Below are 23549 nucleotides of genomic sequence, written 5' to 3'. Positions count from 1 at the left end.
TCTATCTTAATATTGAGGCTTCGCCGGTTTTGGTTATTTGGTTATTATCTCTTGTGGTTCCTACAAACAGATATCTGAAGGAAGTGTTTTTGTAAGGTTTTCCCGAACTGTAGTTTCCGTTCCAACCCCAATTGGCGGGCATGCTCTCATAGTCATAGGCAACGCTGTACACCAATGAGCCCCACATATCATAAATTTGAAAGGTAAACGAGGCTATACCGGTAAATTCACCTTGGAAGTAATCGTTTACTCCATCCGCATTGGCAGAGAATACATTGGGGAACATTACGTCATAGCCATTACCGACCTGTACGTCCTGTTCAACAGTTTTACTGCAACCTTCTGCGTTAAATAAAGTTAGTGTGGTGGTAAAAATACCAGGGTAACTATATTTATGGGTGGTCATAATACCGTCCACCTCCGGATCCACATTAATTATGGGACTTCCATCTCCAAAATCCCATGAGGCATTGCCATATCCTGCTTCACTGGTTATGCTGAATCGAATATCTTCCTTGGCCATCAAAAGACCTGTAATTTCATATTCGTCCGAGCTATAGGTAAATGAAGGGTCTGTTACCCCAGCACTTATCGGCATGGTTAATCCACACCCTTGGTCATTTACAACATTAAGGGTGGCATTATCCAACGGATTCCCAATTTGAACAGAATAAGTATTGGTACCCGTTTTTACGGATGGCACTAGGGCGCCTTCATAGTAAAAACTTAGGTTGCCTGGTTGACTGTTGAAAACCGATACAGAAATGCTACCGGGATTGCCTAAACAAAGTGACTCATCCAGATATGGTCCGTCTATCAGCTGAAGCGATTCTGCCTTATTAATGGTAATGATTTCCTGGTAATAATAGGCTGGATCGGAATTGGTACAACCATTTATGTTACTTGTAATGGTAAGCCTTAACCTTCCTTCTTCCAATCCGCTCAATTGAGTTATGTTTTGACCGAAAGGAGTAAACACAGGGTCAGGATTATTTGCTGTACCGGCTGTTTCTTTTTCCCATCTAATACTGTACGGTCTTAGACCACCGCTTACTGTAATGGAAATGGCCCCGTCGTTGGTAGCACCACAGCTTACCGGAGTTATTGTCCTGTTTACAACAATTGGTGAATAGGTAGTATTAAAGGTAAACTCAATTTCTTCTGAAGAACAGTCATTACTATCGGTTATGGTCAACCAATATGAGCCTGGCACCGCATCAAAGCTAGTAATGTCCTGGGCAACAAAATTATTGGGACCTCTCCAATCATAAAAGTAGTATGGGTTGTTACTTCCGTCTACAAAAGGTTTTCCACCAGTAATTAAATTGGTATTCAGACTAAATGCATAATCAGCTTCACAAGGTGGAATAGTGTAAGATTTCGAGCCGGTATAATCCATGGCCTCATAACTATCCATGGTAAACGTTTGTACAACACATTGGTTGGCATCGGTTACCTCTATAACATGACTGTCATTGGAAAGTGCGCTAATTGTGGTTTGGTTATTACTGAAGATTACAGGAGTTCCACCGTCCAAAGTATATTGAAAAGGTGAAGTACCTCCCTGCACCCTAAAAGTAAAATCACGTCCGGTATTGGCATCCACACAACTGGTATTTCCATTGGTTACCTCAGTAGCACTAAATATGGTCGGAGCAGTAATAACAAATGTTTGTCTAACCGTACATGGGGTATTGGCATCACTGTTGGTATCAATTATTACTACTTCGTAGCTGCCTCCACCCAAATTGGTAAGACTAGTATTGTTGGTAGAATAACTTGTTCCATTTTTGTACCAGTTTATTTGTAATTGGCTGCTAGGATCAGAACTTATCTGTATGCTTATTTCAGCATTGGCATCACCGGCACATTGTAATTGCTGGTTGATAACCTGAACACTACTGATTTCCAATTGGGCTTTTGAAGCCACGTTGGCTGTATAGGTTGCTGAACAACCAAGCTGGTCCGTTACGGAAAGTACATATACCCCTGGCGCCAAGTTGCTAATATTTTCAGTGGTAAAGTTGGCATTATTGGGGCCTGTCCAACTAAAGTTATAAGGAGCTTTCCCCCCGGTTACTGTTGTAGCTCCAATATTTAAGCTAATGCTACCATCATTTTGACCATAACAAGTGGCGTTTTCAACTACTACCGAAGCTTGGTCAAATTGTAGCCCCATTGGCAAGGTTACGGATTGCGATTCCTGTATTCCACAAGAGGCATCCTGTACACTTATATTGTAAATAGCGCCACCTGTTAAATTGGTATACGTAATATTTGGATTGTTGGATGTCTGCACCAAGGTTGTACCGTTTGGCCTTGTAAGCGTAAAGGTAAAAGGTGCTATACCTCCTGTACTATAGGCAGTAATGGCCGTATTACAGGTATCCCCAATATTCAATGTCAATACCTCGGGTTCAGATACTATAAACGGAGTCGACGTGGTTCCGCAGAATTCATTGTAAACCGTTAATTGGTAGGCTCCGGCGGTAAGATTGCTTATGCTTAAGGTAGAGGCTGTAAAGCTGTTATCCCCTATTTTGGACCATACATAAGTGTTGGCAACCGAATTTGGTTGGGTGATTACATTGGAAGCACTTACATTGGAGTCGGTTCCCGTACTAACATATGCCGTAAATCCAATTCCTGCAACCTTGGCGGTCAAGGTAATTTCATTGAAATTGCTTGTTGCTACGGCCGGACTTAGGTTTGCGCCGGTTGCAGCAGTTATTTTCTGTACAATTGCGGCAGCTACCTCATTGTTATCCTGCGGCTGATTAACACCGTTCAAGGTAACTTGATGTTCATAAACCTTCCCATCAATTAGTATACTATAGGTATTGCCTTCTGTAGGTGTACCAAACAATGATATGGTATTTATTTGTTTTTTGGCCGTGTTACCACCAGTGATTCTGGAGTTCGGTATCACAATACTTCCGTCATTTCCTCCATTACAGCTTACATTAGTAATGTCATTGGCAATAATGGCATCATTATTTATGATGGCGTATGGAATTACGGTTACAATTTTTGGCGAAGTTTCATCCGCACAGGCCACACCGTTCACCGTACTGGTAACCACTCTTTTAAAGTAGGTAGAGGTAGTAAGGGTACTTGGAGGGGTATAATTTGGCTGCGTGGCACCAGCTACGGCAGTGTAGGTTTGATTGTCCGGGGATGACCACCACTGATAGGTCAGTACACCTGCACCCGTTGCAGATTCCTGTTCCACAATGGCCAAAGGCTGACTTCCCTCACAAACCGATTGATTGTCCGTTATTTTACCCGCATAAACATCATTAAGGGTAACTTTTATAGGGTTGGTCTCCACAACACAGGTTTGGTCTACCAAACTGGTTCTGGTAATAGTCCTCTTGTAATACATGGTAGAGGTTGGGACTGGCGGTGTATAAGAAGCAGAATGCACGGCCAGATCTGTCCATACGCTACCATTGGTGGAAGCATACCAGTCATAGGTCTGATCTACATAGGTACTACCACCGGTTACCGTTAAGGCGCCAGGTACAACCCCTTCACAGATGGTTTGATCGTTCACTAAGGTTCCTGGCAACAGTGGTTCTGTAACCTGCACTACTATAGTATTGCTATCTTCCGTACAAACTACACCGTAAAGTGTGGAAGAAGCAGTCCTTTTAAAATAGGTTGTTGGGTAGCTACCGGCAATGGGGTCATAGGTACTGTTTACAGCCCCGTTTATTATTCCCCAATTTGTGTTATCCGTTGAGGAATACCATTGATACTTCAATACTCCTTCGGCAGTTCCGTCTACGGTATTCCCTAAAACGGAAGGATCATCCCCGTAACATATTTTTTGATCTCCGGAAATGGTACCACCGTCCACATCATTGACAAAAATCCTAATCACATTACTTGGAGTATAGGAAGGTTCACAGGCTATACTTTCCACTGTGGCCAAGTAATCCCTACGGTAATATCTATCAGCCGTCAATGGAGTTGCAGGAGTATAGGTTTCACTAGTTGCTCCATTAATTTTATTAAAGGTACTTCCATCAGTGGATTCATACCATTCAAAAGTTAAATAAGGAAGTCCTTCTATGGCGCTAGGGTTGCCCAAGGTTGGGGCCATGGTATTATAACAGATGGTGATATTGTTTCCAAGATTATCCGCTTGGGGTACCAAAACCGTTACAGGGTTACTGTCCACTACACATTCCACCCCGGAAATATCCGTACTGGTAGTGGTTCTTATATAAGTTTTTGTAAACGTTTGGTTGGCCGGTGGGTCATAACTTATTCCGGTTGCTCCTGGGATCAAGGCTCCATTGGCATACCATTGGTAGGTCAATGTTTGACCTGTAGACTGAGCTAATTCCTCTATTAGGCTAGGATCGTCCCCCTTACAAATTACTTCTTCATTGGTAGTGGGAGTTACGCCATTAGGATTGGTAGTGCCGATAGTACCACCAGTGGCATTCCCTCCATTTATGATGGTCAGTACATTACTGGTTACACTGCAGGAGAGGCCATTTAAGGTAGAAGTGGTAATTCTTCTATAGTAATTGTCCTGTGTTACGGCAGGTGGATCGTAGCTAACCGTGGTAGCTCCTGCAATATCAGAATATGATATATTATCACTGGAAATCTGCCATTGGTAGGTTACGGTTCCAGAAGCAATCAACGGAAAATTAGTGCTAAAAGCCTGTGGATCTCCACCATTACATACCTCCGTAGTTCCGGTTGCCCCGGAAGAAAAAGTGATTCTATGGCTGGATGCATTGTCAAATTTGTTTACGTAAACTATAACCGGAGTGGTTATGGCCTCGCAAGTAATGCTTTGCAATGTTGAACTGGCCTTTCTTCTATAGTAAGTTTGTAAATCTCCATTGTTTACAGGAGTGTAGGTAGCTTGATTGGTGTTGGCAATATCGGACCAAGTGTTTCCGTCCGGAGAACTCTGCCAAGTATAGCTTATGGTTCCATTGGAAGTAGCATTGGCTGTACTTGTAATTGGAGCCACAAGACCAGAGCCACAAACGGTCTGGGTTTGTGAAATAGACCCTTCAGTTAAGGTTATTAGGGTAACCAAGGTGGGAAGGCTGGAAGCCTCACAAGTATTGCCATTGTTGGTGTTGGTAACATTTCGCCTAAAATAGGTCGATGTTGTCAATCCTGTAGAAAAATTTAATTCTTCACCAGTTTCCCCGCTCATTAAAGTGTAATTGACATTATCGGTGGACGAATACCACTGGAAATTAATCCCTACACCTGCAGGTGTACCGTTGGAAACTGTAATGGTTGTTGGGGTATCGCCTTCACAAATGGCTTGGTCCGCTGACCCTTCCCCTCCTGAAATAGCTCCAGCTACAATTATGGAGACTTCATTGGTGTAGCCCGTACACACCTTTCCGTTTAAGGTGGTGGTATCCAATCTTCTATATTTGGTAGATGTTGCTAGTACGCCAGGGGTATAAGTAGAACCTGTGGCAGAAGCTATTGGGCTCCAGCTTGCTCCATTGTCGGTCGAGGCTTCCCATGCATATGTTAGGTTACCGGCCGCGGTAGTATTTCCTACGTTAATAATGGTGCTGGGTGCTTGTCCTGCACAAACATTTTGATCATTGCCAATTGTCCCCAAATTAAGACTGTTTACAAAAACAGTGCTTACAGTAGAGTTTTGGAAACATACTTTGGCGTTATTGGAAACTATGGTTTGTCTTCTATATCTTGTTGTAACAGCAGGTGCTCCAGAGAAATTATAAACTGCATTGGTCTCACCGCTAATATTTGTAAAACTACCAGTGGTAGCCGATTGCCATTGGTAGCTAATGTTGGGACCTGCTGCTGTGGCATTGTTAATAGTTATTGCATTGGGTGTTTCCCCTGCACAGATAGTTTGGTCTGCGCTGGCAGTTCCTCCACTGATTTGACCGAGTACGGTAATCTCTATTTCATTGGTGTAGTCCGAGCAGTTATACCCGTTTAGGAGTATGTTATCCTGTCTTCTAAAGCTAGTTGTCTGGGTTAGGGCGCTTGGCTGGTAGTCTGCATTATTGGCTCCCGAAATTGCTGCCCATGAACTTCCGTCAAATCGCTCCCATTGGTATGAAATAGTACCTGTTCCCGAAGCATTCGTATCCGATGTTATGGCACTTGGAGCTTCATTATAACAAACAGTTTCAGCGCCTGTAATACTACCTACGGCAAAATTGGTATAGGTAATGGTGGCCACTGTACTAATACCTTGACAACTTGCCCCTGAAACCGTGGTAACCCTTCTAAATTGCTCTGTTCCAGGATTCAGGTTGGCACTGGCGTTATAGTTGCTTTGTGTGGCACCACTTATGTTTACCCAGTTACTGCCGTCGTATTTCTGCCATTGATAGGTACCATTGTTTTCGCCATTATTTATAGTTAACAATTGTAGTTCGCTTAAGGAACATATATTCTGATTGGTGGCTGTACCTCCCAATACCGCAGAATTTACAATTATGGAAACCGCGGGTGTTTCTTTATAACAACTAAATCCGTTTAAAACATTGGTGACCCTTCTTTTGAAAGAGGTGGTTTTGGATAAAGCGCTTGGTTGATAGAAATTGTCCGTTGCTCCAGAGATTAGTTCCCAAGGGCCGGAATCATTTTTGTACCATTGATAAGTTGTGGTCCCGGCAGGAGTCACCGCCACATCGCCAGAGGTACTCAATTGTGCCGGTATCTGGGTGGCACAAACATTTTGACCGGTTCCATCAGTAATAGTTCCTGCGTATATTTCGTTAACGGTAATGGTTGCAGTGGTACTGACCTGGGTACATGACTCCCCGTTGACCATAAAGGTGGTCAATCTGCGATATCTACTTATTCCATTTGGGAAAGAAGGCTTGTCCACTACCAGAATCTCCGTGTTGGAATTGGCAATGGCTGTCCAAGTTCCGCTAACATCCTTTTCCCATTCAAAGGTTCTGCTTTGGGTTATATTGGAGCCTGTAATACTAATATTCTGTACGTCGTTGATGGCACAAACCTGTTGGTTAACCCCTGTTCCTCCTGTGAGAGCGGTGAAAGAAACGTTGGCAAGGGTCTGATTGTCGGCAAGTGCGTTTATCTTATTGGCGTTACCGGCCAAAACATATCTTAGTGTACCGTTAGTGGTAGTTGAACCGGGTATAAGTTGAATCCTTACATTTTCTATGGTAAATACATCCAAGGAACCTTGGGCGTTGGTAGTTATGGTTACGGCCAATCTGGAGGCATTGCCTGGGTCTTGGGTAACGGAAGCGCTGGTAATATCGGTTCCCGTTTCAGAATAGGTAGTTGCCCTAATTTCGAAATTAGAGGGAGCCTGAATATAGAAGGTAAAGGTACCCGAGCCGAAATCCGTGGCCAGAGTTTCCGACAGCACCAAATTTCCAAGATTTAGTTCCGTTTGTGGAAGGTTACTACCACAGGAATTGAAATTGGTATATTGTACACTGGTAGCAACCTGAGCGTTGCCATACCAGGCATTAAAACTAAACAACAAAATTAGCAGTAGTAGTTTTTTGGTCGATTTTATCATGATTTTGCCCCTTAATATTATAATCCCAGTGAATTCATCCACTTTGTAGGAAAGACCCTATAACGAGAGAGAGGATGTATATATTGCGATTACTTATTACCATTAAAGTCCTGAATTATGGTTTTGTTGTGAAACTACATTTTATTGTGGTGTACGGCAGGTTTGGACAATGAATGGTGTAGAATTTCAGCAGGGAAAAAGGGACTTAAAAATAGGTTTTAAATACCGCTTTTAAGCGTGTAAAAAACCATGTCCAGGTAGGTGTTTTTTTGTGATAGATTGTGAATATTATTAGGGAGAAAAATAGATTGGATGTATTCCTAAACATTGGTTAAATGTTATTTTCAGAATAACTTGAAACCCTCCTGAGCACCTGGGTACATTACTCTATTAGGTATGTTCCATCGATTTAATTTATTATTATGATAACATAACAATTTGCCTTTTTAAAATTTGAGATCCGTATTTTTACTACTTAAATGGGAACAATGTTATCCGGAGTGGCCACGAATAGGTATTATCTGTTTTTCTTGACCGTTGTATTGGCTATATTGCTGGCGGGCTTGGGTTCCTATGGACTGGCGGAGACCAGTGAGGCCAGATATGCTGAGATCAGCAAGGAAATGCTTAACTCCAAGGACTATCTCAATCCAAAACTTCTGGGCATTTTTCACTTTCATAAACCTCCAATAACCTACTATATAACTACCGTGGGCTATCGTATTTTTGGGGTTAATGAGTTTGGTGCTAGGTTCTTTCTTCAAATTGCTATTGTGCTTCAAATGGCTTTGGTATATGGAATGGCCCAATTGCTTTACAATGACAGAAGAATAGCCATTACTTCCGGTCTTGTATATTTTGCTATGCCCCTAGTACTTATTTCTAGTCGTAACTTAACAACGGATGCCTATCTCACCACTTTTATTCTTGGGGCTCTCTATTGTTGGCAGTACTATACCAGCAAGGGCAAAATAGTTGCACTTTATTTGTTTTATGTATTGGTAGCATTGGCCTTGCTCACCAAGGGACCTGTAGCACTTTTGTTTATTCTGACCTATATTATCGTTTATAAGATAATATTCAAACGCAGTTCAAAAATTAGCATTCATCATATCTTGGGATTTGGCCTTTGTCTTCTTCTTGGTTCAAGCTGGTATATTATGGTGGTTATGAACAATCCAGGATTGTGGCATTATTTTGTGGAAAAGCAACTTTTGTCCCGGATTGCATCCCACTCCTTTAATCGATCCAAGCCATTTTGGTTTTACATTCCCTTAATAATTGGGCTAACGCTACCATGGTGGTGGATCATTCCTCAGAATTTTAAAAGGAGTACCAATAAATTCTTGAATATAGGAAGGGAAGATAGGTTATTGTTGATTTCAAGTGTTTGCCTGTTCTTGATTTTTTCGGTCTTCAAGACTAAATTAGTACTGTATATCCTTCCAATTTTTTGGATGTTGGCCATTTTAGTTGCAGTACAACTGTTCAAGGTTACAAATGCTACCCGAAATATCTTGAATCTGGCATATGCTTTCCTGATTGGTTGTTTGTTCTTGGGGATTCTAGGGCTTTGGCTTTTGAAGCCCGAATTTATTCAGATTTCTACAGCAACATTGGTCATCAGTATTATTTTGGTAATCGTCTTTGTTGCCCTATTTCTTTATGTAGATAAGGGTATCCCGGAAAAGCCGGCGATTTTGGGGGCAAGTTTTGGGGTTGCCTTAATTTTATTATCAACCTCGATAATGTCTCACAACGGGTCAACCTTCAACTCCACCAAGGAAATGATTGGGTTTATTAATAAAATTACCCCAAAAGAAAATAAGACTATTGTTGTGTATGATTACCTGCTATCTTCCATACCTGTGTATTCAGGGGACAATCCAATCACTTTAAAATTAAGGAATAACACCACAAATCGGGAAGTTCAGTTTCAGAAGAACCAAGAATGGAAAGATGACCTTTGGGATATAAATGATGCTGTAATGGTCTCCCGCTTGGATTCGCTTACTCGAAGTCCAAATACATACTTAATTATTAATAAAAAAAGGGGTTTTAAGGATGAATTGAAATATTTGGAACCTCACTTCAAGAACCGACAGGAATTTGTAAAATGGCTGGTGTTATATAATAAATAATTGGCTGTAAATCTACTCCTAACTACCCGGCTTCAGCAGAAAACCACAACAGGAGGGTCAGAACTCATAATATTTCCTATATCTACAAGTCAATCTTTAATTTTGCCGACCCAAATATTATGGCTTTGGAGGTATTACAATATTTGTAGTTTCATTTTTTCAAATCCCGATTTGGGGCCGGAACAAACCGGACAACAATAATCCTCAGTGAGGTCTGTAAATGGTGTTCCAGCAGCTACCTGCGCTTTTGCATCACCGTAAGTTTGGTCGTAAACGGTGAAACAAGAGCTGCATTGATAAACTTCTTTCAAAATATCCACATTGCTATTCTTAGGGGATTCTTTTTTAGATACCGCCCTTCCCAATTGATCAAAATAATGTTTGCTCAGTTCCATTAATAGACCTGGCAACTCTATCTTATCCACGTCTTGGGCGTAGACTTTATATTCTTGGGTATTGGGATCAAAATTTTTAAAATGTAAAACGTTGTAGGTAGGCCTTACTGCAAAATCCTTGACTATGGTAGGTTGGGTATTTTTTTCAATTACTACAGATGAAAAATGTGTCCTCTTCCCCGTTTCATTACTTATTCCAAAGGTAAGTCCGTAGGTGCTGATGTCGTTCTGGTCAAAACTCAGCACCAAGAATTTTTTCAATTCCAATGCCTCCATATCGTCTACCGGAAGGTGCCAGTTCATTTCCAATTGGGAGTGGCGAATATTGATTCCTTTCTGTCCTAGAAAGCGTTCCAGTTCGGGTCTACTGGAGCTTTTAATTCCCTTTATGATAAAGGACTTCCATGGTGTTATACATATTTTTCCAATGCTGTTGTCCAGACAAAAGCCACATAATTTTTTTAAAAAATCAAGATCGTATCTATTATTTCGCCAGTAAAGCCCCAGCCAATATTGATCCAGCCCCATCCTGTTCATTCCTTCGTAATACGGAAATTTAATGTAAGGAACCACCAGCTCCCGTTCTATAGTTCTGTTATTCGTATCCAATTTTTTATTGAGAATAAAAAAAAGTTCGTCTATATCCGCGATGTCCTGGTATATTTCCTCAATAGCCTTGGCTACGGTATGGATGTCCCAACTATAAATTAAGACAGGGTAATAAACGGATTTGGTCCAGTGTGGAAGTTTAATGTTAAGGTACCAATAATCCTCACTATCCGAAGCAATAAAATTAAGGTTGCCATTAAAAATAGGTACCAAGCGTTGCTTGGGGTCGGTAATGTTTATTTTTAATTTAGGTAGATAATCAAAACCCTCTAAAATGTACAGATAAGTGGACCCCTTCAGCCAGTTGGTCATATCAAAAATATCGGCCGACACATAGGAAGTTACAATATTTTGGTAACTTCTATCGCTAACGATATCGGTGTTGAATTTTGAAATTTGTTCCAATTGCTCCTCCTTGGCATTTTGTAAAGGGAACAACAAATCTTGCCGTGATCCAAAAAATACCTCTTTCAGCCCCCCTGCCTCCAACATGGCAATGATATCCTTTAATTCTCCGGGAGAGGTTACCCCTCCCTTGATCAATATTCGGTGTAAATCATCATTCATAGCGATATATTTTATGAGGTAACTGTTTGTAATTGCTTGCGCAAAATATCCTGTATTTCCGGTTTACAACTTCCACAACCAAGCCCAGCTCCAGTTTCAGAGCACAGTTTTGAGAAGTCTTCACATCCCCCATTAATTGTTTCAATTAGATTGCCCTCTCCCACCTGACTGCACGAGCATACCAATTTTCCTTTCAAAGGGACAGAATTTGATTGCCCTCTAAGTAACTCGTTCCGTTTTTCCGATAGTTCAATTTCTTCTTCAATTAATCTTTTAAATTCGGCAAACTCGTTTTTGTCACCCATGAGGATAGCACCTTTTAGGGTATCATCCTTTACGATACATTTTTTGTAGTATTTCTTGCTGACGTCCATTAGAATAATTTCCTCATAACTATTATCATCCAAGGGAGCATTCACCATCCCCAGACTACAGAGGTCCAGATTTTCGAACTTTAAAATGTTCATGAGGATAGAACCATTGTAGATACTGCTAAAATCGCCCAAAATATATTTTGCGGCGGTATCGGCCTGTTGCTCGGCGGCCGACGTTATGCCAAAAAGGGCATTTTTAAATTCGGCAATCTCCCCAAGTGCAAAAATATTGGGATCACTGGTTTGTAAATATTCATTGACTACCACTCCCCTCCCTGTCTTAAGATCGGAATGCTTTGCCAACTCAATATTGGGACGGGTGCCAATGGCATAAACGATGGCATTACATTTTATAGTCCTTCCTGTTTTTAAGGTAATGGAAAGAGTGTTTTTGTCATCTCTTTCCTCAAATACTGTACTTACCTCATTATCAAAATAGACTTTAATTCCACGATCACTGACATCCTCGGCCAACAGTCGGCTCGCAATTCTATCCAACTGTCTTTCCATTAATCTAGGGGCACGTTGAATGATACTGATATTGACATTTCTGTTCTTAAGCGCTGCCGCCAGCTCCAGTCCCAAAAGCCCACCTCCAACAATAACGACATGTTGTTCTTCTGAGGGAAGGCCGGTATCCTCTAAATATTTACGTAATTTATCTGCATCCCCACGTTCTCTCATAGTAAAACGGCCCGGCATATTTATTTGCACCTCACTTGGAACAAAGGCCCTACTACCTGTTGCCATTACAAGGATATTATAAGCATGTTCAAAACCATTGTCGTCCATGATGGTTTTATTTTTCCTATCTATTTTGGTTACCCCTAAACCTTGGTGAAGGGTAATATCCAATTTTTCAAGTTCTCCTTTTTTTAATTTTTCTAGAGCTTCCCATGAGAGCTCCTCGCTCACATATTCTGGGAGCAATACCCTATTGTAAAACGGATCCTTTTCCTTGGAGAAAACATGGAGCTCATCGGTTTCATTTTTTTCTCTATAGGTTTGAATAAATCTATAGGCTGCAGCTCCGGCCCCGATAATCACAATCTTCTGTTTGGGTTTAACATACTTTACCACTTCTACGGCACAATACTTGAAATCTGGTTCCTTGGAAACGGGATCGACCAGATCATTGGTCAAATTATTGGCCCTCCCAAAATCATTATTGAGTACTTTTCCCCAATGCATAGGCAGGAATACCACTTTTTCGCGTATGTCAAAATTCACCTTAACTTTAACCTGGACCTCTCCCCTCCTACTTTTTACTACCGCAATATCCCCTTCCTTTAATTTTCTCAAATAGGCATCCACTTTGTTCATTTCCAAGTATGGATCCGGAATATGGGTAAGCAGACGTTTTACCTTTCCGGTTTTGGTACGGGTATGCCATTGGTCCCTTACCCTGCCTGTGTTGAGTATTAACGGATATTCTGGTGTTGTTAATTCGGACTTATTGTAAAGCGAAGCGGGCGCATTGAAGTGCGATTTCTTGTCATTGGTGAAGAATTGAAAGTCAGTAAACAATCTAGGGGTACCCATATGAGTGTCGTGGGGAACTGGCCATTGAAAACTACCTTCCTTCTTTAATCTTTCATGGGAAAGGCCCGTTATATCTATTTCTGTGCCTTTTGTTAAAAGACAATGTTCGTCATATACTTCACTGGCATTTTTATAATCAAAACCATGATACCCCATTTTTTGAGCGAACTTCCATAAAATTTCAGCATCCGGTAAAGCTTCCCCTGGGGCATCGATCACTTTGGGAAGATAACTTATGCGCCTTTCGGAATTGGTCATAGTCCCTTCCTTTTCCAACCAGCCGGCAGCAGGTAAAAGCAGATCTGCAAACTTGGTAGTCTCGGAATTATGGGAAATATCCTGAACCACTACAAAATTGGCATTTTTTAAAGCCTTCTCTGCCTTGTGAACATTGGGCATACTTACAATGGGATTGGTACAAATAATCCAAACTGCTTTCATTTTACCACTTTCCAGAGCATCGAACATTTCGGTTGCAGTATAACCAGGCTCGGATTTTATTTCTTTTCCTCCCCAGAAATCCGTCACCTCTTTACGGTGCTTTGGATTGCCCAATTCCCTGTGCGCAGCCAATAAACTTGCCATTCCACCTACTTCCCTACCCCCCATTGCGTTGGGTTGTCCCGTAAGTGAAAAAGGTCCGGCCCCTGGTTTTCCGATCTGCCCGGTAAGTAAGGACAGGTTCATTAAAGAAACATTTTTAGAGACTCCAATAACACTCTGGTTTAGACCCATGGTCCACATGCTTATAAAAGCCTTGGCATTGCCAATATACATTGCAGCCTTTTTAATATCCTCTACGGAAACACCACACAGTTCGGCTGCCTTTTTTAAAGAAAGCTGAAAGGCACTATCCCTTACGGCATCAAAATTTACGGTATGCTTTTTAATGAAGTTTCTGTCTATTTTTTTCTTTTCTATCAACCAACGGGCCATGGCGTTGAACAGAATAACATCCGTCCCAGGTAATATTTGTAAATGTAGGTCTGCTGCAGCGCAGGTTTGCGTCTTACGCGGATCTACGACTATAATTTTTACATCGGGATTTTTCTCCTTATGATTTTCTATCCTTCTAAAAAGAATGGGGTGACACCAGGCTGGATTTGCCCCGGCGATAAGAAAACAATCGGAAAGTTCTATATCCTCATATGAAATGGGCACTGAATCCTCTCCCAACATTTTTTTATAACCCACTACTGCTGAACTCATACAGAGCCTGGAATTGGTATCAATATTATTGGTGCCTATAAAACCTTTGGTGAGTTTATTTACCAAATAATATTCTTCAGTAAGACACTGACCCGAAACATAAAAGCCTACACTATCCGGGCCATGTTTTTCAATAATGCTCTTAAATACGGCTGCGGCCCTGTCAAAAGCAGTATCCCAAGAAACTCTTTGCAAGGGGTGATTCCTGCTCCATCTCATTTCCGGATACAAAATACGATCACTGGTATCCTGTGCCACATAATTGAGGTTCTTTCCCTTGGAACAAAGCATGCCCTTGTTCACCGGGTAATCTGGATCTCCTTCAACGCTAATATTGCCCTTGGAGTCCTGTTCCACCACAATGCCGCACCCAACCCCACAATAGGAGCAAATAGTTTTATGTTCGTTCTTTTTCTGCATAAAATCCTAGTATTAAAAGAGGCCGATTAATAATGATCTAAAATTACCAAATTAAGTATAAATACGTAGTATTTTATTGATAATAGTTAAGCAGAATATTGATGAAAAGACAATAAAAACGGACTTTCATTGGCTATTACAGAATATAGCATGGATCAAAAACATGATAAACTGCTGTAAATCAACAAAAAAACCAGTTAATATAGATTTTTAAATCAGTTTATATTCCTGTGCCTTTCTGGCTAGGTCCATAAGATTATTAACGCCCATTTTTCGCATTAGATTAAAGCGATGTGTTTCAATGGTCCGTTTGCTTTTTTGAAGTTTTTCAGAAATTTGTTTGTTGGTAAGCCCTGAAAGGACGAGTTCCAGGATTTGTAATTCCTTACTTGTAATCCCAAAGGAGTTGTTTCCATTTTTTGTCTGGGGCTTGCTTTCCTGCTTTGTCTGTCCCTGACTCAACAGATTATTTACCAAAACATTGGAAATATCACCACTGAAATATTTTCCGCCTTGTTCTACTGTGGAAATGGCCTTAAGAAATTCCATTTTTCCGGTATCTTTTAAGAGATAACCACTGGCTCCGGCATTTACCGATTTTAGGATGTATTCCTCGGAATCGTGCATGGAAAGTATAATACATTTGGTTGCCGAAGAATTTCTTTTGAGTTCCTCCACCGCCTCTATACCATTCATTTCGGGCATTCGGATATCAATAATCAACAGATCCGGTTTTTTATCCAATACCATTTGAACGGCTTCCTTGCCATTGGAGACCTCACCGATCACCACATAATTATCATCTTCTTCCAATAACGCTCTAATGCCATCCCTTACCAAGGAATGGTCGTCGGCCAATACAATACGTGTCGTTTTATTCACAATAGTCTATTCTTTCAAAACAAATATAGGATAAAATTAAAACTAAGTATTCATACGGTGAAAATAGATACTGAAATTTTGATTATAAACCCTAATGGTAATGGCATTTGACCTATGGTTTTATTATGGTGCCACGTTTTAATAAAAAAGCTTTTAATGATAATTTTTAGGTCGGGTTTTAAAACAAAAGCCCCGCCAATTGGCGGGGCTTTGATAATAATTTACTTATTTGGAAGTATTCAAAAATTTGGGTTTAATGACCAACATGGCCCATGCCCAATTTTGGCTACTGGCCGAGGCATCCTCCGTGATGCCTTTTAGTTCGTACATACCGTCATTGGCAAACATCTGGGAATAACCCAATTGTAAGGAATAACCGTTGAATGCCTGCGAAAATACAAGATCCAATTCTGTGCCCAACGATTTTTCCCCACTTGGTAATGCTTGCTCACCACTAAAGTTAAGTGCCTTGACCATTAAACTTGATTTTTCCCCAAGTTTGAAATTGGCACTCACATGAATATCGAACAGTCCAACGGAATTAGCATGATTGCCTACGTAGAAATAATCCATAAATCCATTGAATTTATGATTGGTACCATAAAGGGGGAAAAAAGCCTCTGTTTTATCACTTGTACTGGCGTCATTACCACTAATGATTTCCATACCTGCTCCAAGGCCTACTTTGGCAGATGCCTTGTAGTTAATATCCAGTCCCAACAAATAGGCGCCTCCTACATCAATGGTGCCCTGTCTTTCCCCGGTTTGAAGATAGGCGTTCAATGCAGCCCCGAAACTTCCTTTTTTAAAGTCGATATGTGTTCCTAGGGTTTGCAGATTACTTATCCCATCTGGCGTGGTCCCATCGGTTTCAAAATTCTGGAAGCCATTGTTCAAAAACAATAGGCTTCCGCTTAAGTTTTTCCAATTTTCTTTTAAATAAAGATATTGCATGGTTTTATAGGAAAAGAATCCAGTTGTATTATAGGCGGTACCTACCGATTGAAAACCACTGGGGTTATCATAATCCTGGCTATAGGCCAATCCTAGATCCAATTGAAACTTCTCCTTGGCGTATTGTAAAATAGCGGCATCGTGATTACGTGCCTGTTGTGTCCACCCAACACTGCCCAATATGCGCTGATCGTCGTAATCCAAGGTCTGTCGTCCCAATTTGGTAGAAAAACCACTTCCCAGATTTATATCGGCCCAGGCTTCAAATACGGCAAAGGAATTATTTTCATCATCCGGTAGAAGTTGCCTATTTTCTCCCCAAACCATAACATCTTGAAGGCTTACATAAAATTTATAGGCATCTATAGCGTAGCCTGCATTTAAACGCAAACGGGTTGAAACACCAAAACCGGCATCGGCATCATCTGCTATTAGACTGCCAAAACCGTGACGTAATTCGGTACGAGGTCTAAATTCTCCATCCAATGTAAACTGTGCATTGGAAATTGGTCCATAGAGGGCCATTAGGGTTAATAAATGATATATTCTTTTCATCTGTTGTTTATATGTATTAATTTTTTAGGAGTCGAACCAGTGAATATTGGGAGTGATTTGCCATTGATCCACCTAGCTCATGTGAAGAATTATTATGGCATATTTTATATTTTCATCAGAACTACGGAATGAAATAATTCCAATTATCCATTCCGTATTCCGATATAAATTTTATTAGTGTGATTTGTTTTGGGTAAAATGTCACAACAGGAACATTAGTTCATTTCTCTTTCTATTTATCGACTCCTGATAATAAAAGTTCGGCCTTGGTTTCATCAATAACAGCCTTTTCATCGGCGGTTGCAAACCTAATGGCCAGGGATAGTAGGGCTGCGATTACTATAAATCCTCCAATGACAAAAAATCCACTGGATACAGCTGAAGCGGCAGCAGTAGTTTGGGCAGCCTTTACAGCCTGCTCTCCCAGTTCACTGTTAGCGGCTATGGCAGCACTTTCGGCCACGGCCGATTTGGATTTCAATAACATGGCGGCCAAAAAGGCCCCTACGTTTCCTCCTGCCCCTACAATACCGGAAATGGATCCTATGGCTTTTTTATTAATAAATGGCACAACAGAGAAAGTGGCGCCTTCCGCCATTTGAACGGTGAGGCTAAAAGCGATTAAAAATATCATACCAAATACCAAACTAGTAGTCACTGAAAAGATAGAAAGCATTAGTCCTTCCGTAGCCAAGATCAGGGCAAGAAAAACTACCCTACCACGCAAGCCACGGAACTTACCGAACAAGTCTCCGAAATAGCCCCCTAAAGTCCTGGCAAAAATATTCATTAGGGCAAACGACAATACCAAATTTCCTGCGGTGGATCTATCCAGGCCAAATCTATTCTGAAGATAATCGTCCATGGTACCATACACGGTAAGCTCAATTCCAAAACAAGCAGCATAAACTAAAAACAAGATCCAGACCCTGTAATCCTTCAACGTACTCAAAAAGGATACTTCATCTTTCTTTAAATTCGGCATTTTGCCTGCTAACTTTAATTCTTCAAAATTGCCTTCTGGGGTATCCTTGGTAAAGAAATAATATATAAGTCCCATAGAGAAGCAAATGACCCCTGCAATTACCATAGAATATCTCCAAGCTAATTCATCGGCAATTCCAAAACTAACAACTCCTGCTGCGATCAATGGCATTCCCAAACGGTTGGCCCCTCCGCCCAGATTACCCCAGCCAGCGGAAGTAGCATTTGCAGTGCCCACTATATTGGGAGCAAACATTATGGAAGTATGGAATTGGGTTATAACGAAGGAAGCGCCTATAAAACCAATAAACAACCTGCAAATTAGAAACTGAAGCGGTGTTTGTACAAAACCTAGAAGTATAACAGGGATGGAACCCAGAATCAATAAATAGGTATAACATAATCTGGGACCATATTTATCACATAACTTACCAATTAGCAATCTGGCAAATACTGTTCCGGAAACCGCCAATATTATGGAGTTCCACTTTTGTGTAGGTGTCAATCCCAAGTCTTTAACCACGTCGGGCATAAAAGGTACAATACCGAACCAGGCAAAGAAACAAATGAAAAAGGCAATGGAGGTAATCCAAAATGTACGTATTGGTAGACTCCTTAAGTTTAAAAGTTCTAATTTCGTGGCTTTAGCAGAGACAAATTCTTTCATAACTGAATTGTTTATAGGATTAGTTATTTCAATTAACAATTCAAAAATACGTATTTCTACGTATTATTACTTATAAAGATTACGTAATATTGGAAATAAGTAGTGTTTTTATGAAGGTGAGAATATATTAAGCTTCTGATTGTGAAATTGCAATTAATTAGGTAAGCTTATTGCAGTATTGTAAATGAGCGGCTTTAGGTTGTTGTTTAATAGTGGAGAGCCCGTTGGATTTCCTCTTCAAAAAAGGCCGGATGTTCGGTTACTACCTCCCCAACCACTATTATTCCAGGCTGTGTAATATCTATTTGGTTGACTAGTGAGCCTGCATCTTTTAGAAGTCCTGTTATGCAAGTTTCATTCTCAACAGTTCCATTTTGTATAACAGCAAAAGGGGTTAGTCCATTTCTATGTTCTTCAATTTTACCAGCTATTTCCAAAAATCTACGTACACCCATTAATATGATCATTGTGGCAGATGACTTAGCTGCTAGTTCTAGATCTTCGAAAAAGGAACCATCACGTTTTGTGGCGGTCATCACCCAAAAACTACTGCTAATTCCCCGTCTGGTTACCGGAATACCCTGACTGGCCGGAACGGCTATTGCACTGGTTACCCCCGGTACCACAGTAACGGGTATTCCAAAGGATTCCACGTATTCCAATTCTTCACTGGCTCTGCCAAAAACAAATGGATCACCTCCTTTTAAACGAACAACATGTCCATAGTTAAAGGCCTTTTCCACTATTAATTTATTAATGTCTTCTTGGGTTAGGGAATGCTCGCCACATCTTTTCCCTACATAAATTTTTGGAATATCGGGATTTAGATCCTTGAGCAAATCCGTGCTTATCAAAGCATCATATAAAATGATATCTGCATCTTCCAAGGTTCTGTATCCTCTTATTGTAATAAGGTCGCTACTTCCTGGACCAGCACCGACTAAACTAACTTTTGGGTCTTTTGATGTACTCATAATTTCTACTTTTTTTGGTGTGCAATTAAGAATTCCGCAACAAACCTACGTATTTATTTTCATAAAAACATATAATAATTACGTAATTATACGTAATATTGCTACGTAACATTTAAACGTATACGTATGAAGACCGTAATTGTAGTTGGAAATGGAATGGTTGGATACAAATTCTGTGAGAAATTTGTAGCCAAAGTAGACCAAGACTCCTTTAAACTAATTGTTTTCGGAGAAGAACCAAGAGTTGCCTATGACAGGGTACATTTAAGTGAGTATTTTGAAAATGGTGATGCGGAACGTTTAACCATGGCTCCAAGGGAATGGTACCAGGAAAATAACATTGAACTTTATACCAATGAGAGAGTAACGGATATTCATAGAAATTCCAAAACAATAACCACACTAAGCGAAAAGACCTATAAATATGATTATTTGGTATTGGCAACCGGTTCTAGTCCATTTGTACCACAAATAAATGGCGTGGATAAGGACGGAGTGTTTGTGTATAGGACAATAGAAGATTTGGAGGATACTTTGGCTTATGCGGACAAAATAAAGAAAACCGTAAAAAAACCAAAGGCCGCCATTTTAGGAGGTGGACTATTGGGGCTGGAAGCGGCCAAGGCTGTTATGGACATGGGTATGGAACCCCATGTGGTAGAATTTGCCCCTAAATTAATGCCCAGACAGTTGGACACCAGAAGTAGCAAGGTGCTTCAGGTAAAACTGGAATCTATGGGAATCAATATCCACTTGAGCAAAGCTACCAATCAAATTTTGGGCAACGGTCATGTAATAGGAATGGAATTTGGGGAGGACGATGTCCTAAACGTTGATATGTTGGTTATTTCAGCAGGGATACGACCTAGGGATGAACTGGGAAAAAGTTGCGGTCTTAAAATGGGTACCCGAGGAGGAATAGTCGTGGACAATAAAATGAGAACTTCGGATCCCAGTATTTTTGCCATTGGAGAAATTGCCCTTTACAACCAAATGATCTATGGTCTGGTTGCCCCTGGATATGAAATGGCTGGTGTTGCCGTGGATCAAATTCTTGGCGTGGAGCAGACTGTGATGGCAGCAGAAATAGATATGTCTACCAAGCTTAAATTGATAGGTGTGGATGTGGCCAGTTTTGGAACTCCGTTTATGCCGGCCGAAAAAGGTCACTCTATCATTTTTGAAAACAAAACGGAAAGTCTTTATAAAAGAATTAATGTAAGTCATGACGGCAAAAGGCTTCTGGGTGGAATCTTGGTAGGTGATGCCAAAGATTACAACATGCTCTTGCAGATGTATCTCAATGAAATGCCCTTGCCCAAAAATCCTGAAAATCTTATTTTGGGAAGTCGCGGTGGTGAGGATATGTCATTTGGCAGCGCCATGGACCTACCGGATACAGCGGTAGTATGCTCCTGTGAAGCGGTTACCAAAGGACAAATATGCTGCTCGGTAAAAGATGATGGTAACGAAAGTGTAAAAGCAATTTCCAAAGCCACTAAGGCTACCACTGGTTGTGGCGGGTGCAAACCAATGGTAGACGATTTGGTAAAGGAAACCCTTAAATCCCTTGGAAAAGTGGTTAAGGAGTCCATTTGCGAGCATTTTGAATATTCCAGACAGGAACTTTACGATCTTGTAAAACTTAGGAAAATTGAGGACTACGATTCGCTTTTGGACGAGGTTGGAAAAGGACATGGATGTGAAGTTTGTAAACCTGCTGTGGCCTCCATATTCGCTAGTATTTATAATGAAACGGCCAATAGGCAGGCAACTATACAGGATACTAATGACCGCTATTTGGCCAATATTCAAAGGAACGGAACCTATTCGGTGGTTCCTAGGGTTGCGGCCGGTGAAATTACCCCAAAACAGCTTTTGGTCATAGGTAGAATAGCACAGAAATACGATCTGTATACCAAAATTACAGGCGGACAGCGTATAGACATGTTTGGTGCCCAATTGCATGAACTACCCCTTATCTGGGAGGAATTGATTGCGGAGGGCTTTGAAACGGGCCAAGCTTACGGCAAATCGCTACGAACAGTTAAAAGTTGTGTAGGTTCTACTTGGTGTAGATATGGGATGGACGAAAGTGTAACTTTTGCCATTGATATCGAAAACCGATATAAAGGAATTCGTTCCCCACATAAAATTAAAGGAGGTGTTTCCGGGTGTATCAGGGAATGCGCGGAAGCCAGGAACAAGGATTTCGGTTTTATAGCCGTTGAAGGTGGATGGAATGTTTATATATGTGGTAATGGGGGAGCCAATCCACAGCACGCACAATTGCTAGCCGAAAAGGTAGACAAGATTACGGCCACCAAGTATGTAGACCGATTTTTAATGTACTATATACAAACCGCTCCTCCCCTAACCCGCACAGCTGCTTGGCTGGATAAACTTGATGGCGGTATAGATTATGTGAAAGATGTGGTTATAAATGATTGTCTAGGTATTGCAGATCAGTTGGACAGCGAAATGCAGTATTTGGTGGATACCTACAAATGTGAATGGAAAGAGGCCGTTGAAAATCCAGAAATAAGGTCAAGATACACTCATTTTGTAAATACCGAAGAAACCGATGACAACATTGAATTTGTTTCCTTGAGAGAGCAAAAAATGCCCAAAGCGTGGGTTTAGCTATATGGTTGGATCCCAATGTACCTAACCAATTTAAAAATATGTTCAATAACAGGTCAACCAGCAATACGACCTTTAAAAAAATAGACAGATGATTTCAATTTTAAACACTTACGAAGCAGTGGAGTCTGAAAAAGTGAGTCTTTGGTTTAAGGCCGCCCCTGTAGAAAAATTTCCAAAAAATGGTGGCGCTTGTGTAAAATATAAGGGAATGCAAATTGCAGTTTTTAATTTTACACGGGAAGGCACATGGTATGCCTGCCAGAATTTATGTCCCCATAAAATGGAAATGGTACTTTCACGCGGAATGATAGGAGAAGACCAAGGCGAACCCAAGGTAGCCTGTCCGCTGCATAAAAATTCTTTTTCCTTAAAAACGGGAAAGCATCTCAATGGGGATTTGAACCGCATAGCAACATATCCGGTTAAAATAGAGGGCGACTTTGTTTATATTGGTTTTTCTGAATAGCTTTGGGAAAAACCAACGATAATTATGGCCTCAGAAAAATTAAAAAAAGCCTTCCAGTTATTTGACGAAGCAAATGCGAATGATCCCAATGTGGAAGTTTGGAAGGGCAAAGAGTATCCCAAGGAGTTGTTGTACGCCATGAGAATGACAGAGAAGTTAAATACATTCGATCCTGAGGCCCCGGAATCCCTGCAGCTTACGGCTCGATGTCAACATATCTGTAGGTGGGAAATTCCTAGGGAATCCTATGAAATGAACAGGACGGGCTATTTAAAATGGAGGCAGGATCTTAAAAAATTTCATGCAAAGAAGGCCGGTGCCATTCTTAAGGAGGTGGGCTATGATCAAGAAATGATAGATATGGTAGCCTTTTTGCTCGAAAAGAAACAACTTAAAAAGAAGGCAGAGACACAGACCTTGGAAGATGTAATTTGTCTAGTATTCCTCGAATTCTATTTTGAGCCATTTTCGCATAAATACCCCGAGGAAAAATTGATTGATATCCTTCAAAAAACATGGCGAAAAATGTCCAAAAAAGGTCATGATGCAGCATTGAAACTACCCTTGTCCAAGGAATCCCTGGATTTAATAGGCAAAGCCCTCAAGGAATAGGGTCTAATTTTGAGCAAC

Annotated in this window: 11 protein-coding genes; 4 read left to right on the top strand and 7 right to left on the bottom strand. The window is 40.8% G+C overall.

The features are described 5' to 3' along the window. Position 1: 1 nt before the first annotated feature. Positions 2-7534 (bottom strand): gliding motility-associated C-terminal domain-containing protein, encoded by a 7533-nt coding sequence (locus MWU82_RS04270; protein ID WP_247095344.1) that lies wholly within the window; start codon positions 7532-7534, stop codon positions 2-4. Positions 7535-8013: 479 nt separating this feature from the next. Here MWU82_RS04270 and MWU82_RS04265 point away from each other — a divergent pair, with 479 nt between their 5' ends. Further along, complete coding sequence (locus MWU82_RS04265) at positions 8014-9675, top strand: glycosyltransferase family 39 protein (protein ID WP_247095343.1); 1662 nt, start codon at positions 8014-8016, stop codon at positions 9673-9675. Positions 9676-9809: 134 nt separating this feature from the next. Here the strand turns inward: MWU82_RS04265 and MWU82_RS04260 are convergent, their stop codons facing one another. The 6 genes from MWU82_RS04260 to cobA form a co-directional block, all read right to left on the bottom strand. Next, the gene (locus tag MWU82_RS04260; protein ID WP_247095342.1) at positions 9810-11246 is read right to left on the bottom strand and encodes a rubredoxin; all 1437 of its coding nucleotides are present in this window, start codon (positions 11244-11246) and stop codon (positions 9810-9812) included. An 11-nt stretch (positions 11247-11257) separates the two neighbouring features. After that, a complete protein-coding gene (locus tag MWU82_RS04255; protein ID WP_247095340.1) occupies positions 11258-14791 on the bottom strand; it encodes a nitrate reductase in 3534 nt (1177 codons plus the stop codon). A gap of 210 nt (positions 14792-15001) precedes the next feature. After that, positions 15002-15673: a response regulator transcription factor gene (locus MWU82_RS04250; RefSeq protein ID WP_215949869.1), complete on the bottom strand. Its 672-nt coding sequence runs from the start codon at positions 15671-15673 to the stop codon at positions 15002-15004. 225 nt (positions 15674-15898) lie between these two features. Then, complete coding sequence (locus MWU82_RS04245; protein WP_247095339.1) at positions 15899-17182, bottom strand: alginate export family protein; 1284 nt, start codon at positions 17180-17182, stop codon at positions 15899-15901. Positions 17183-17414: 232 nt separating this feature from the next. Then, positions 17415-18833 (bottom strand): MFS transporter, encoded by a 1419-nt coding sequence (locus MWU82_RS04240; RefSeq protein WP_215949871.1) that lies wholly within the window; start codon positions 18831-18833, stop codon positions 17415-17417. A gap of 206 nt (positions 18834-19039) precedes the next feature. After that, positions 19040-19807 (bottom strand): uroporphyrinogen-III C-methyltransferase, encoded by a 768-nt coding sequence (cobA, locus tag MWU82_RS04235; RefSeq protein WP_247095338.1) that lies wholly within the window; start codon positions 19805-19807, stop codon positions 19040-19042. A 126-nt stretch (positions 19808-19933) separates the two neighbouring features. Here cobA and nirB point away from each other — a divergent pair, with 126 nt between their 5' ends. The 3 genes from nirB to MWU82_RS04220 all read left to right on the top strand — a co-directional run bounded on the left by nirB (position 19934) and on the right by MWU82_RS04220 (position 23531). Further along, positions 19934-22450: a nitrite reductase large subunit NirB gene (gene nirB / locus MWU82_RS04230; RefSeq protein WP_247095337.1), complete on the top strand. Its 2517-nt coding sequence runs from the start codon at positions 19934-19936 to the stop codon at positions 22448-22450. 91 nt (positions 22451-22541) lie between these two features. Further along, positions 22542-22919, top strand: a complete 378-nt coding sequence (gene nirD / locus MWU82_RS04225; protein WP_215949874.1) for a nitrite reductase small subunit NirD — start codon at positions 22542-22544, stop codon at positions 22917-22919. A 24-nt stretch (positions 22920-22943) separates the two neighbouring features. Next, the gene (locus MWU82_RS04220) at positions 22944-23531 is read left to right on the top strand and encodes a DUF4202 domain-containing protein (RefSeq protein WP_247095336.1); all 588 of its coding nucleotides are present in this window, start codon (positions 22944-22946) and stop codon (positions 23529-23531) included. Positions 23532-23549 lie beyond the last annotated feature (18 nt).

It is taken from the genome of Arenibacter sp. S6351L (assembly GCF_023016025.1).
In the GTDB taxonomy this organism is placed as follows: domain Bacteria; phylum Bacteroidota; class Bacteroidia; order Flavobacteriales; family Flavobacteriaceae; genus Arenibacter; species Arenibacter algicola_B.
This window is presented reverse-complemented; position numbering and strand designations above follow the sequence as displayed.

Bases quoted from the DNA above. Each gene is read 5' to 3' on its own strand.
- MWU82_RS04270 (WP_247095344.1), bottom strand. From the start codon at position 7,534: ATGATAAAATCGACCAAAAAACTACTACTGCTAATTTTGTTGTTTAGT.
- MWU82_RS04265 (WP_247095343.1), top strand. From the start codon at position 8,014: ATGGGAACAATGTTATCCGGAGTGGCCACGAATAGGTATTATCTGTTT.
- MWU82_RS04260 (WP_247095342.1), bottom strand. From the start codon at position 11,246: ATGAATGATGATTTACACCGAATATTGATCAAGGGAGGGGTAACCTCT.
- MWU82_RS04255 (WP_247095340.1), bottom strand. From the start codon at position 14,791: ATGCAGAAAAAGAACGAACATAAAACTATTTGCTCCTATTGTGGGGTT.
- MWU82_RS04245 (WP_247095339.1), bottom strand. From the start codon at position 17,182: ATGAAAAGAATATATCATTTATTAACCCTAATGGCCCTCTATGGACCA.
- MWU82_RS04240 (WP_215949871.1), bottom strand. From the start codon at position 18,833: ATGAAAGAATTTGTCTCTGCTAAAGCCACGAAATTAGAACTTTTAAAC.
- cobA (WP_247095338.1), bottom strand. From the start codon at position 19,807: ATGAGTACATCAAAAGACCCAAAAGTTAGTTTAGTCGGTGCTGGTCCA.
- nirB (WP_247095337.1), top strand. From the start codon at position 19,934: ATGAAGACCGTAATTGTAGTTGGAAATGGAATGGTTGGATACAAATTC.
- nirD (WP_215949874.1), top strand. From the start codon at position 22,542: ATGATTTCAATTTTAAACACTTACGAAGCAGTGGAGTCTGAAAAAGTG.
- MWU82_RS04220 (WP_247095336.1), top strand. From the start codon at position 22,944: ATGGCCTCAGAAAAATTAAAAAAAGCCTTCCAGTTATTTGACGAAGCA.